Origin of the sequence: Sphingopyxis sp. YF1 (genome assembly GCF_022701295.1) — a bacterium.
Taxonomy (GTDB): Bacteria; Pseudomonadota; Alphaproteobacteria; order Sphingomonadales; family Sphingomonadaceae; genus Sphingopyxis.
This window is the reverse complement of sequence record NZ_CP033204.1, coordinates 2,023,714-2,036,508: the sequence shown is the minus strand read 5'-3', so window position 1 is coordinate 2,036,508 and position 12,795 is coordinate 2,023,714. Positions and strand designations below refer to the sequence as shown.

General features: G+C 67.5%; 13 protein-coding genes. 10 read left to right on the top strand and 3 right to left on the bottom strand.

Annotation, left to right across the window (positions count from 1 at the left end):
- Window positions 1–110 precede the first annotated feature (110 nt).
- From phaR to EAO27_RS09835, 4 genes are all read left to right on the top strand, one after another.
- On the top strand, window positions 111–650 hold the full coding sequence (gene phaR, locus EAO27_RS09850; RefSeq protein ID WP_242780096.1) for a polyhydroxyalkanoate synthesis repressor PhaR: 540 nt from the start codon (window positions 111–113) through the stop codon (window positions 648–650).
- 42 nt (window positions 651–692) lie between these two features.
- Complete coding sequence (proS, locus tag EAO27_RS09845; protein WP_242780094.1) at window positions 693–2,219, top strand: proline--tRNA ligase; 1,527 nt, start codon at window positions 693–695, stop codon at window positions 2,217–2,219.
- A 61-nt stretch (window positions 2,220–2,280) separates the two neighbouring features.
- Window positions 2,281–2,709: a GxxExxY protein gene (locus EAO27_RS09840; protein WP_242780092.1), complete on the top strand. Its 429-nt coding sequence runs from the start codon at window positions 2,281–2,283 to the stop codon at window positions 2,707–2,709.
- Window positions 2,706–5,063, top strand: a complete 2,358-nt coding sequence (locus tag EAO27_RS09835; RefSeq protein ID WP_242780090.1) for a VacB/RNase II family 3'-5' exoribonuclease — start codon at window positions 2,706–2,708, stop codon at window positions 5,061–5,063. The genes EAO27_RS09840 and EAO27_RS09835 overlap by 4 nt, the downstream gene beginning before the upstream one ends.
- A 142-nt stretch (window positions 5,064–5,205) precedes the next feature.
- Here EAO27_RS09835 and EAO27_RS09830 read toward each other — a convergent pair whose 3' ends face one another.
- Complete coding sequence (locus tag EAO27_RS09830) at window positions 5,206–5,997, bottom strand: helix-turn-helix transcriptional regulator (RefSeq protein WP_242780088.1); 792 nt, start codon at window positions 5,995–5,997, stop codon at window positions 5,206–5,208.
- A gap of 116 nt (window positions 5,998–6,113) precedes the next feature.
- On the opposite strand from EAO27_RS09830, the gene EAO27_RS09825 reads away from it, so the two are divergent.
- A complete protein-coding gene (locus tag EAO27_RS09825; protein WP_242780086.1) occupies window positions 6,114–6,506 on the top strand; it encodes a hypothetical protein in 393 nt (130 codons plus the stop codon).
- Between the two features lie 119 nt (window positions 6,507–6,625).
- Here EAO27_RS09825 and EAO27_RS09820 read toward each other — a convergent pair whose 3' ends face one another.
- Window positions 6,626–7,081 carry a universal stress protein gene (locus tag EAO27_RS09820; RefSeq protein WP_242780084.1) on the bottom strand — a complete coding sequence of 152 codons (456 nt, stop codon included), beginning with the start codon at window positions 7,079–7,081 and terminating at the stop codon, window positions 6,626–6,628.
- Window positions 7,082–7,237: 156 nt separating this feature from the next.
- On the opposite strand from EAO27_RS09820, the gene EAO27_RS09815 reads away from it, so the two are divergent.
- The gene (locus tag EAO27_RS09815; protein WP_242780082.1) at window positions 7,238–8,554 is read left to right on the top strand and encodes a pyruvate dehydrogenase complex dihydrolipoamide acetyltransferase; all 1,317 of its coding nucleotides are present in this window, start codon (window positions 7,238–7,240) and stop codon (window positions 8,552–8,554) included.
- Here the strand turns inward: EAO27_RS09815 and EAO27_RS09810 are convergent.
- Entirely contained in the window at window positions 8,551–9,417 is an 867-nt protein-coding gene (locus EAO27_RS09810; RefSeq protein WP_242780080.1) for a class I SAM-dependent methyltransferase, read from the bottom strand. The two genes, EAO27_RS09815 and EAO27_RS09810, sit on opposite strands and share 4 nt — an antisense overlap.
- Before the next feature lie 170 nt (window positions 9,418–9,587).
- Between EAO27_RS09810 and lpdA the strand changes: the two genes are divergently transcribed.
- The 4 genes from lpdA to EAO27_RS09790 all read left to right on the top strand — a co-directional run bounded on the left by lpdA (window position 9,588) and on the right by EAO27_RS09790 (window position 12,775).
- Entirely contained in the window at window positions 9,588–10,985 is a 1,398-nt protein-coding gene (gene lpdA / locus EAO27_RS09805) for a dihydrolipoyl dehydrogenase (protein WP_242780078.1), read from the top strand.
- Window positions 10,986–11,070: 85 nt separating this feature from the next.
- Window positions 11,071–11,664, top strand: coding sequence for a hypothetical protein (locus EAO27_RS09800; RefSeq protein ID WP_242780076.1), 594 nt, complete (start codon window positions 11,071–11,073; stop codon window positions 11,662–11,664).
- A gap of 36 nt (window positions 11,665–11,700) precedes the next feature.
- Window positions 11,701–12,339, top strand: coding sequence for a phosphatase PAP2 family protein (locus EAO27_RS09795; protein WP_242780074.1), 639 nt, complete (start codon window positions 11,701–11,703; stop codon window positions 12,337–12,339).
- Window positions 12,340–12,391: 52 nt separating this feature from the next.
- Entirely contained in the window at window positions 12,392–12,775 is a 384-nt protein-coding gene (locus EAO27_RS09790; RefSeq protein ID WP_242780072.1) for a hypothetical protein, read from the top strand.
- Window positions 12,776–12,795 lie beyond the last annotated feature (20 nt).

Genomic DNA, 12,795 nt, shown 5'->3' with positions numbered 1-12,795 from the left:
TAGCCGCCATGTTGCGATGCATCATCTAATGATCTAATGCCTTGCTTTCATAATTATGCCCGACGCGGCGGGGGTCGCCTTTTTGTCACGGGCCGAGGGAGTTTTTCACCATGGCCAAGCCCAAGGCGCCGGCCGACGACGGCGTCGTCACGATTAAGAAATATGCGAACCGGCGGCTCTACGACACCGAGCGCAGCTGCTACATCACGCTCGAGGATCTGGGCGCGATGGTGCGCGAGGGGCGGGAGTTTCGGGTTGTTGATGCCAAGAGCGGTGACGACATTACACACAATGTGCTGACGCAGATCATCATGGACACCGAGACGCGCGGCGAGACGCTGCTGCCCGTGCCCTTCCTGCGCCAGCTGATCGGGCTCTACGGCGACAAGATGCAGGCGATGGTGCCGCAATATCTGGAAGCGTCGATGGCGAGTTTCCGCAAGAACCAGCAGGACGTGCGCGCCGCGTTCGAGGGCGCGCTGGGAGCGAACCCGCTCGCCGAACTGACGCGCCGCAACCTCGAGATGTTCCAGCAGGCGGCGGGCGCCTTCATGCCAGGCGTCGGCACCGGCAAGGCCAAGGACGCCGAGATCGCCGCGCTCAAGGCCGAAGTGGCCGAACTCAAGGCCGAACTCGCCAGGAAGAAATAGTCAGGGCTTCTCCCGCCCGCAGCGACGGAAAACACGAAAATCATGGTCAAACATGCGCTCAGCGTAACCCGTCAGGCCGACTTCGCGGCCTGGTATCAGGATGTCATTGCCGAAGCCGATCTCGCCGAGGAATCGGGCGTGCGCGGCTGCATGGTGATCAAGCCGTGGGGCTATGGCATCTGGGAACGCATCCAGAAGGTGATGGATGCCGCGATCAAGGATGCGGGGGTCCAGAACGCCTATTTCCCGCTCTTCATCCCCTTGAGCTTCTTTGAGAAGGAAGCTGATCATGTTGATGGTTTTGCAAAGGAAATGGCGGTCGTCACCCACCATCGCCTGATCGGGGACGGCAAGGGCAAGCTGGTCCCCGATCCCGAGGCGAAGCTCGAGGAGCCGCTGATCGTCCGCCCGACGTCGGAGACGGTGATCGGCAATGCGATGAGCCGCTGGGTCCAGAGCTGGCGCGACCTGCCGCTCAAGGTCAACCAGTGGGCGAACGTCGTGCGCTGGGAAATGCGCACGCGCATGTTCCTGCGCACGAGCGAATTCCTGTGGCAGGAAGGCCATACTGCGCACGCCGACAAGCAGGATGCGATGGCCGAGACGCTGCGCGCGCTCGAAATGTACCGCGCCTTTGCCGAGGATGTGCTGGCGATGCCCGTCGTCGCCGGAGAAAAGCCCGAGAACGAGCGCTTTCCGGGCGCGGTCGCGACCTATTCGATCGAGGCGATGATGCAGGACGGCAAGGCGCTGCAGGCGGGCACCTCGCATTATCTGGGCACCGGCTTCGCCGAGGCCGCGAATATCCGCTACCAGGACAAGGAGGGCGGCCACAGCCTGTGCCACACGACGAGCTGGGGCACCTCGACGCGCATGATCGGCGGCGTCATCATGACGCATGGCGACGACGATGGCCTCCGCTGTCCGCCGCGCATCGCGCCGCACCAGATCGTGATCGTGCCGATGCTGCGCGACAATGACGAGGATGTCGCGATCCTCGATTATTGCCGCGACCTCGAAGCGCAGTTGAAGGCGCTTGACGCGTTCCGTGAACCGGTGCGCGTGCTGCTCGATACGAGCGGCGCGAAGGCGCAGACCAAGCGCTGGGGCTGGGTCAAGAAGGGCGCTCCGGTGATCGTCGAGATCGGTCCGCGCGACGTCGCGGGCGGCAATGTCGCGGTGATCCGCCGCGACCGGCTGTATCAGGAGAATGGCAAGCTCGACACGGCGTTTGTCGCGAAGGACGATTTCGTCGCGGACGCGGTGGCGATGCTCGAGGCGATTCAGGCCAGTCTCTACGCCGAAGCCAAAGCGCGGCTCGATGCGAACATCAGTCGCGATATCACTGATTTAAAAGCGCATTTTTCGGGCGACGACAAGTTCGTGGGCTGGGCCGAGGTGCAATGGTCGCGCCCGACGGGTGCGGTGCTCGACGGCATCGTCGAGCAGTTGAAGGCGCTCAAGCTGACGATGCGCAACACGCCGCTCGACGCGGCGCCGGCCGACGGCGCCTGTATCTTTACCGGCGAGCCGGCGGTCGAACGGGTTCTGGTGGGGCGCACCTATTGATATCGAGGTCGCGAAGGACAAGGGTTCGCACGAAGACACAAAGGCACGAAGGGGGCGGGGCATGGACATTGAACAGCTCTGCTCCATCGTGGTCGATGCGGGTTTCAAGCTTCACAAGGACATAGGCCCCGGATTGCTGGAATCTGCCTATGAAATCATGCTCGCCGCGAAGCTTGAGGCGACGGGTTTGAAAGTCGATCGGAAAATGCCGATCGATCTTCTTTATGACGGCGTGGTGATATCGAGCGCCTTTCGCCCCGATCTGCTCGTTGAAGATCGCCTCATCATCGAACTGAAATCGACCGAGGCAACGCTGCCTGTTCACGCGAAGCAGGTTGTGACCTATTTGCGTTTGATGGGCTTGACCCACGGATTTGTTATGAACTTCGGAACTCCCACCTGCAAAGACGGCGTCCGGCGGCTGCTGAATGACCCGAGCCTCTTCGTGTCTTCGCGTCTTCGTGCGAACAAATTTGGCGACACCCGATGAAAAAGCCCAAGCCGCAGCCCGGTCTTCCCTCGCGCGAACAGGTCATGCGCTTTATCGCAGACAGCCCCGGAGCGATCGGCAAGCGCGAGATCGCCAAGCATTTCGGGCTGCACGGCGCCGAGAAGATCGCGCTCAAGGCGCTGCTCAAGGACATGACCGACGAGGGGCTGGTCGACATGGCCCCGGGGCGGGCGTTCCACAAGCATGGCGGATTGCCGCGCGTCACGGTGCTGCGCGTCGCGGCGATCGAGGGCGATGCCGTGTGGGCGGTGCCCGACCGCTGGGAGGGCGCGGGGCCGCCGCCGCGGCTGCGCGTGATGGAGAAGGGGCGGCGCAGTGCCCTCGGCGTCGGCGAACGCATTCTTGCGCGCACCGAGGAGCGCGGTAACGGCCATGTCGCGCATCCGATGAAGACATTGCAGTCGAGCGCCGAGCTGGTGATCGGGGTGCTCGTCGCCGACACCGGTCCGGGCGGCAAGCCGATGACCTGGCTGCGCCCCGCCGACAAGCGCGCGCGTTTCGACTTCGCGGTCGGCGACATGGGCGATGCGGCGATCGGCGACCTCGTCCGCGCCGAACTGACCGGGCGCGGCCCGGCGACCAAGGCCAAGGTGATCGAGCGCATCGGCGACCCCTTCGCGCCCAAGGCGCTGAGCATGATCGCGATCGCGCGCCACGAAATCCCGCACGTCTTCGGCGCCGAAACGCTCGCCGAGGCCGAGACGGGGGCGAAGCTGCCGCTGACCCCCGACGGCCGCGAGGACCTGCGCGACCTGCCGATCGTCGCGATCGACCCGATCGACGCGCGCGATCATGACGATGCGGTGTGGGCGGCGCCCGACGAGGATGCGGGCAACAAGGGTGGTTTCAGGGCGATCGTCGCGATCGCCGACGTCAGCTTCTATGTCCGCCCCGACGGCGCGCTCGACCGCGAGGCGCGGCGGCGCGGCAACAGCGTCTATTTCCCCGACCGCGTCGTGCCGATGCTGCCCGAAACCCTCTCGGCGGGGGTGTGTTCGCTGAAGGCCGGCGAGGATCGCGCGGCGATGGCGTGCCATCTGGTCATCGACCGGCACGGCAAGGTGACGTCATGGCGTTTCACGCGCGCGCTGGTGCGACTGCGCGCGAACATCGCCTATGAACATGCGCAGGCGGCGTATGACAAATCCACGTCGCCCCGGCGAAAGCCGGGGCCGCAGGCGGTCGGGCAGGACGCCAGCGATCCCAGCTTGCGCTGGGATGACGATATTATCCCCGCGTTGCAGAATCTCTGGGCTTGCTGGGCGCTGCTCGCGAAGGCGCGCGCCGCGCGTTCGCCGCTCGACCTCGACCTGCCCGAGCGGCAGGTGATCCTCGACGAAGCGGGGGGCATCGCCGAAATCCGCGTCCGCGAGCGGCTCGATTCGATGCGGCTGATCGAGGATTATATGATCGCGGCGAACGTCGCGGCGGCGAAGGCGCTCGAGGCGAAGAAGTCGCCGGTGATGTACCGCATCCACGAGCCGCCGAGCCGCGAGAAGCTCGTCAGCCTCAAGGAATATCTCGAAACCTTCGACCAGAGCTTCGCGCTGGGGCAGGTGATCACGCCCGCGGTGTTCAACCGCCTGATCGACGGCTTTTCGGAGGACGACCGCCTGCCCGAGATCATGCAGGCGATCCTGCGCAGCCAGACGCAGGCCTATTACGGCCCCGCCAATGCGGGGCATTTCGGGCTCGCGCTCGGCAGCTACGCGCATTTCACCTCGCCGATCCGCCGCTACGCCGACCTGATCGTCCACCGCGCGCTCGTCGACGGCTATCGGCTCGAAGTGCCCGGAAAGGCGAAGGATCTTCCCGCGCGCACCGGGCTGGGCGAGGCGGATGCCAAGGGGCTGTCGCGCATCGGCGAGGCGATCAGCGCGCTCGAGCGCCGCGCGATGGAGGCCGAGCGCGAGACGATCGACCGCTATGTCGCGGCGTATCTCGCGAACAAGACCGGCGAGATCGTCGCGGCGCGGATCACCGGGGTGCAGCCCTTCGGCTTCTTCGCGACGGTCGACGGGCTTGGCGGCGACGGGCTGGTCCCGGTGTCGACATTGGGCAACGAGCGCTTCTTCTACGACGAGGCGGCGCGTTCGCTCGACAGCGAGCATGGCCGGGTGAGCTATACCGTCGGCCAGCGGCTCGACCTTCGCCTGATGGAGGCAAATCCGGTGAGCGGCGCGCTGCGCTTCGAGCTTCCCGACGCGCCCGAGGGCGGCTTTCGCAACCGTCCGGTGCGGCGCGACGGGGCAAAGAAGGACAAGGCGGGCAAGCATATGGTCGGCAAGCGCGGCCGGCCCGCGAATATCAAGCACAAGGGCAAGCGGCGCTGAACTCCCCTCCCTGAAAGGGAGGGGGTGGGGGTGGGTGCGAGCGAAGCGAGCCGTGCCGTAGTGACGTCGCCGACCCACCCCCAGCTGCGACTAGCCAGCAAGCTGGCAAGTCTCGCTACCCCTCCCTTGCAGGGAGGGGAGATTACTTCCCCGCCAGCCCCGCCAGCCTCGCCAGCAAAGCCGCGCTCTCCGCATCCGCCGGGAAAAAGGCTTCGATCGCCAGTTCCGACAGCGTGATGTCGACCGGGGTGCCGAAGATCGTCACCGTCGACACGAAGGAAATCCGCCCGGCGATCGTGTCGAGCACGAGCGGCACCGCGATGCTGCTCACCGCGCCGTCATTGTCGTTCGCGGGCCCCGGGTAGGCGGCGATCTCGTCGCGCAGCGCGATGAGTCCGGCGTCGGCGCTCGCCTCGATCTGGAGGTCGAGCCGGTGGAGGATATGCGCGCGCCAGAGGCCGTAATTGGCGATCTGCGGCGCGAGCCCTTCGGGGTGAAGCGCGATGCGCAGCGCATTGACGGGCGGCGCCAGCAGGGCAGGCGACACCTGTTCGATCAGGATCGCGATCGCGTCGTTCGCCGCGACCATGTTCCAGTGGCGGTCGACCGCGAGTGCCGGATAGGGTTCGTGCCCGCGGAGTATATGTTCGACGATCGCCTTCATTCCCGCCATTTCGGCGCTGTCGAGCGGCCGTTCACGATAGTCGGGGGCGTAGCCGGCGGCGAGCAGCAGCGCGTTGCGCGCGCGGTGCGGAACGTCGAGGCAGTCGGCGATCCGCTGGAGCATCGCCGCGCTCGGTTTCGAGCGGCCGGTCTCGATGAAGCTCAAATGGCGGGTCGAAATCTCGCTGTCGAGCGCGAGGTCCATCTGGCTCATCCGGCGGCGCGTGCGCCATTCGCGCAATTGTTCGCCCAGTGGTGCGACGTGCATCATCGTCTCCTTCGCAGTGCAGGCTAGACGCCGGCTTTCGGCATTTCCATTACCTCGGGCGTAATCGACGCGCTGCAATTACGGGTTCACCTGGGCCGGGTTCGAAAGGAGAATCCATCATGTCGATCCGCAACCTCAAGACCATCCTGATCCTCGACGCCGCGACCTGTGCGGGCGTCTTCCTCCTCGGCCTGTTCGCCGCGGCGCCGGTCGGCGCGCTGCTCGGCCTGCCCGCGGGCGTCGTCGCGACCGGCGGCTGGATCTGCCTCGCCGCGGCGCTGCTGATGCTGTTCGCGGCGCGGCAGGCGGTGCCGGGCGCCGCGCTGATGAAGCTGATCGCGCTCGGCAATATCGGCTGGGTGGCGGCGAGCCTGGGGGTGGTCGCGGCCTTCGGCGCTGCGATGACCGGTCTCGGCCTCGTCGTCGTGCTGGCACAGGCGGCCGCCGTGCTCGCCTTCGCCATCGTCGAATGGAAAGGCGCGGATGCGGGCGGGCGCGTCGCCGCCGTCTGAAACCTCGTCATTGCGAGGAGCCGAAGGCGGCGAAGCAATCCGGGGCGGCGCAGTACCGCCCTGGATTGCTTCCCCCGGCTTTCGCCGGGGGCGCAATGACGAACGGTTTGAAAGCGATTTCAGCTCAGCGCGTCGAGCCGCGCGATGTCGATGCCGCCGGGCACGAGCATCACCGGGCACGGCAGACCGCCGGCATCCTGACCGGTGAAATGCGCAACCAGCGGTCCGGGCGCGCCCGACGCCGCGGTCGCGAGCACCAGCGCCGCGATCTCGGCATCGCCCGCGATCACTTCGCGCACCACTTCTGCGGGCTTGCCCGTCCGTACCATGATCTGCGGGGTGACATTGCCCTCCTGCGCGATCGTCGCGGCCGCCGCGGCGACGAGTTCTTCGGCATGTTCGCGCGCCTCGGCCTCGATCGTCGCCTGGACGCCGCCGAAAGCGACGAAATCCTGCGGCGGGACGATCGCGAGTACCGCGACCCCGCCGCCGGTGCGCACGGCGCGGCGCGCCGCGAAGCGCAGCGCCAGCGCCGCTTCCGGGCTGTCGTCGATCACCACCAGATAGGTCCGCATGCCCCCGACCCCTTATGCTTTTTGCGGGTGGAGAGTGCGTCACATTCGTATGAAACGCAAGTTCGCCCGATGGACCTTGACCACGCAACCGCTTATGGCGAGGAGAACGCAAGGAACAGGGCGCCCGCCCTAACGTCATCCGGGACAAGGAAACTCATGCCGATCGAACTCAAAATGCCCGCGCTTTCGCCGACGATGGAAGAGGGCACGCTCGCCAAGTGGCTGGTCAAGGAGGGCGATACGGTGAAGTCGGGCGACCTGCTCGCCGAGATCGAGACCGACAAGGCGACGATGGAGTTCGAAGCGGTCGACGAGGGGGTGATCAGCCAGATCCTCGTCGCCGAGGGCAGCGACAATGTGAAGGTCGGGACCGTGATCGCGGTGATTGCGGGCGAGGATGAGGACGCGGGCGCGGCGAAGGCGGCTCCGGCGGTGAAGGAAGAAGCGCCCAGGGCGGCCGAGCCCGCCAAAACCGTCGCCCCAGCGAAAGCTGGGGCCGCTCCCGTCAGTGCACCCACGCCAGCGGTCCCAGCTTTCGCTGGGACGACGGACGATGGCGAGCGCATCAAGGCGAGCCCGCTCGCCAAGCGGATCGCCGCCGAAATGGGCATCGACCTGTCGACCATCACGGGCAGCGGCCCCGGCGGCCGCATCGTCAAGGACGACCTCGAGGGCGCCCCGGCGGTCGCGCCCGCTGCTGCGGCTGCAGCTCCGGCCGCGACCGCCGCCGTACCGGCGGCCGCTCCGGCGCCCGCCGCGGCCGGACCGATCCCCGATTTCGGTATCCCGCACGAGGACGAGAAGCTCAGCGGCATGCGCAAGACGATCGCGCGCCGCCTGAGCCAGTCGATGCAGGAAGCGCCGCATATCTACCTGACGGTCGACATCCGCCTCGACGCGCTGCTCAAATTGCGCGGCGAGCTCAACGCCAGCCTCGAGGGGCGCGGCGTCAAGCTCAGCGTCAACGACATGCTGATCAAGGCGCTCGCGGTCGCGCTCGAGCGCGTGCCGGCGTGCAACGTCAGCTTCGGCGGCGACGTGATGCGCCGCTACCAGCGCGCCGACATTTCGGTCGCGGTGAGCATCCCCGGCGGGCTGATCACTCCAATCATCACCGACGCCGGCGGCAAGTCGATGTCGAAGATCTCGACCGAAATGGCCGAACTCGCGGCGCGCGCCAAGGAAGGGAAGCTCCAGCCGCAGGAATATCAGGGCGGTACCGCCAGCATCTCGAACATGGGGATGATGGGGATCAAGCAGTTCACCGCGGTGATCAACCCGCCGCAGGCGATGATCATGGCGATCGGCGCGGGCGAGAAGCGGCCGTACATCGTCGACGACGCCCTGTCGGTCGCGACCGTCATGACCGCCACCGGCAGCTTCGACCACCGCGCGATCGACGGCGCCGACGGCGCGCTGCTGATGAAGACCTTCAAGGAACTGGTGGAAAGCCCGCTGGGGCTGGTGGCCTAAACCGCTCCCGTTCCATCGGGCTTCCGCCATGTCGCGCTGAAGCTCGACCCCGCCATGCCGATCGACAGGCCGAACGGGGCGAGCAGCCCGCCGATCGTGCGCGCGGCGCGCAGTCTGGCGGGGGGCTGGCCCATCGCGGCGCGGGCGGCGCACCAGCGCGCGCCGCGGTCGGCGCGGTCGAGGTTCGTATAGCCGCGAAAGGCGCGGAGGATCGGCAGCGGGTTGACCCCGCGTTGCGGCGGCTCGCGGCGTCCGAACAGCCGGTCGAGCGCGCGCGGCCAGTAATTGACCAGCCAGCGGCCCGAATGCACCTCGCGCGGTGCGAGGCGGCTCGCGGTGCCCGAGACGATGACCAGCCCGCCGGGTTTGAGTACGCGGCCGATCTCGGCGAGCACCGCGGGAAGATGGCCGGGGACGACATATTCGAGCACGCTGATGCACAGGATGATGTCGAAGCTCGCGTCGGCGAAGGGCAGGGCGCGCGTATCGGGCAGGTGGTGCAGCGCGATGCGGTCGCCGAAGCCGTGGCGTGCGGCGTTGGGGCGGGCGAGGGCGATCGCGCCGGCGTCGACGTCGATCGCGGTGACCCGCGCCCCCATCGCCGCGGCGACGATCGAGCTTGCGGCATAGTTGCAGCCGAATTCGAGCAGGTCGGCACCGGTCACGTCGCCGGCGTAGGCGGCGAGCAGGTGGCGGACCTCGTTCCAGGCGACGGGGACGTAGCCGCCGACCCAGCGGTCGTCGGGGTCGAGCCCCATCGCCTGCGCCTGCGCGCGAAAGCGCGCGTCGCCCGCCGGGTCGACGACGGCAGGGGCGTTCGCGTCGGGGCGCGGCGGGACGGAATAGCTATGGGTCGGTTGCATGGGCGTGGCGACGATCCTAAACGCAAGGCATGAAATCATCCTTAACCCACCGGAAACAGCCGATTTCCGTAGCGGCGCGGCGGGGGCGACGGTTTTGCGAAGGCCTCTATGCCGCGCGCCGGGTTCAGGCTATTCGCGCTTCGGATATCAGGTAAAAAGGGACGCCCAGCATGGCTGACACCAATTATGATCTCATCGTCCTCGGCTCGGGTCCCGGTGGCTATGTCGCGGCGATCCGCGCGGCGCAACTGGGCCTGAAGACCGCGATCGTCGAGCGCGAACTGCTCGGCGGCATCTGCCTCAACTGGGGCTGCATCCCGACCAAGGCGCTGCTCCGCTCGGCAGAAATCTATCACTATATGCAGAATGCCGGCGCATACGGCCTGAAGGCGGCCGAGATCAGCGCCGACATCGACGCGGTCGTCAAGCGGTCGCGCGGGGTCGCGAAACAGCTCAACCAGGGCGTCGCGCACCTGATGAAGAAGCACAAGATCGCCGTCCATATGGGCACCGGCAAGCTCACCGCGCCGGGCAAGCTCGAAGTGACGGGGGAGAAGAGCAGCGAGACGCTGACCGCCAAGAATATCATCGTCGCGACCGGCGCGCGCGCGCGCGACCTGCCCTTCGCCCCCGCCGACGGCAAGCGCATCTGGACCTATCGCCACGCGCTCGTCCCGCCCGAAATGCCGAAAAAGCTTCTGGTCATCGGATCGGGAGCGATCGGGATCGAATTCGCCAGCTTCTACAAGGACATGGGTGCCGACGTTACGGTCGTCGAGATGCTGGACCGGCTGGTGCCCGTCGAGGATGCCGACGTTTCCGCCTTCCTCGAAAAGGCGCTCAAGAAGCAGGGCATGACGATCCACACCGGCGCCGGGGTCGAGGAGCTGAAGGCGACCGCGACGGGTGTTTCGGCGAAGATCAAGGGCAAGGACGGCAAGGTCGAAAGCGCCGAGTTCAGCCACGCGATCGTCGCGATCGGCATCGTCCCCAACACCGAGAATATCGGCCTCGAAGCGCTCGGCGTGAAGACCACGAAGGGCCATATCGACACCGACGCGATGTGCCGCACCAACGTCCCCGGCCTGTGGGCGATCGGCGACGTCACCGCGCCGCCGTGGCTTGCGCACAAGGCGATGCACGAATCGATCATCGCGGTCGAGGCGATCGCGGGCAATCATCCGCACGCGATGGACGTGCGCAACATTCCCGGCTGTACCTATTGCCGCCCGCAGATCGCGAGCGTCGGGCTGACCGAGGCGAAGGCGAAGGAGCTGGGGTACGAGGTCCGGGCCGGCACCTTCCCCTTCATCGGCAACGGCAAGGCGATCGCGCTGGGCGAGGCCGAAGGCTTCACCAAGACGATCTTCGACGCCAAGACCGGCGAACTGCTCGGCGCGCACATGATCGGCGCCGAGGTTACCGAACTGATCCAGGGCTATACGATCGGCAAGACCGCCGAGCTGGTCGAGGATGATTTCATCGGCACCGTCTTCCCGCATCCGACGCTCAGCGAGACGATGCACGAAGGCGTGCTCGCGGCGTTCGGTCGCCCGCTGCACATCTGATGCCGTCCGGGCCGCGGCGGCGACGCGCGCGGCCCGGGGCATTGGCGCTTTCGGTCCCGGGACCGAAGGCGGCAGGCTGCGCCCGATGAACCCGTCGATCCTCCATTTCTCCCGCGCGGGAAACGCCCTCAAGGCGCTGTTTTTCATCGGATTCGCGGCGCTGGCCTTTGTCGTGGCCGGCGCGCTCCACCGCGAGGACGCAGCGCCGCCGCCGCGCATCGATTTCGACGGCGCGGTCCCGCCGCCGCCCGCGCCGCGCCGCGATCCGCTGGCGCCGGTCAAGATTCCCGCGCTGATCGTCGCGGGGGGCGTGTGTCTGTTCCTCGCGGGACGGCACGGCGCACGGATGGTCACGCGGCGCGTGGCGGCCCGCATCGAGGGCGGACATCTGCATTGTCATGCGAGCCTGGTTTCGGCTGCCGAGCCGATCCCGGTCGCCGCGATCGTCGACGCGGTCTTCGATCGCGCCGACCGCCTGCCCGGCGAGGGATCGGGCGCGGTGCGGCTCGGCGCGCGCCTGCGGCACGGTCTGTATCTGCGCTACATGGTCGACGGTTCGCTCGGCGAGCTGCGGCTGGCCGACAATGATATCGACGGCGGGGCCGAGCAGTTGCGCCGTTTCGCGGCGCATCTCGACGCCTGGCGCCAGTCGGCGGCGCGGACCGCGCAGCGGGGCTGATTTGCAGCGGCGACGCGATTTTGCCATGGCAGCGCGATGACTTCGCCACATTCGAACGCCGTCCTGCCGCCGCCGTATCGCAACGCGCTCGTCGCCGTCGTCCTGCTGTTCCTGTTGACCAGCGCGATGGTCTGGTCGGGCCACACCGAGGCGATCGATCGCCGGATCGGCGCGGCGCTCGGCCTGTCGGCCGAGAGTTCGCCGCGCTGGCTGATCCTCTTCATGCAGGGCGTGAGCTGGTTCAACGGCGGCCTGCCGCGCTGGGGAATCGTGATCCTTCTGTGCCTGCTCGTCTGGCACTGGTGCGGGCCGCGCTGCGCGGTGGCGCTCGGCGGCGCGTCGCTGCTCGCGAACCTCGCGTCCAGCCTGCTCAAGATGGGTTTCGGGGTGGCGCGACCCGACATCGTCCCGCACCTCGACCACCAGACGAGCTTTTCCTACCCCAGCGGCCATGCGACGAGCGCGGCGGTGGTCTATCTGCTGCTCGCGTGGCTCGCGCCGCCGCGCTGGCGCGGTGCGGCGTGGGCGCTCGCCGCGGCCATGATCCTGCTCGGCGGTCTTTCGCGCATGATGCTGGGCGTTCACTGGGCGAGCGACGTCGCCGGAGGCACGTTTCTCGGCGCCGCCTTCGCCCTGCTCGGCGCCGCATTCGTGCGGCGGGGCCGGGCGGCATAAGGAAATCCTAACCGCGCGGCGCTATGGCGATGCGAACGTTGGAGGATTTCGCATGCGCAGTGTCGTTGCCTGGCTCGCTGCCCTTGTCCCGGTGGCCTATATCGGTTTCCTGCTGTGGCATTTCATGGGGGTCGGCGGCAATTCGATGGAAGGCGTCGTCGGCATCGGCCTCGGCCCCACCGTGCTCGGCCTGTCGATCGTCGCGCTGCTATTCCTGATCGCACCGCTGGTCAGGCTGATCCGCGCCGTATCGGGCACCAACCGGGTGCCCGGCGCGAGCCTGAAGGTCGGCGACGACCTGCCCGCGACCGAGGGATTCGACGCCGATGCCGCGCTTGCGCGCTATATGAGCGAGCGCGGCGAAGCGCCCGCGCTGGTCGAGGAACGCCCCGCCGCCCCGGCGCCGCGCCCGCAGTTCGGCCGCAAGGTCGTCTGACCGGCCCGGGCCCGGCGCTT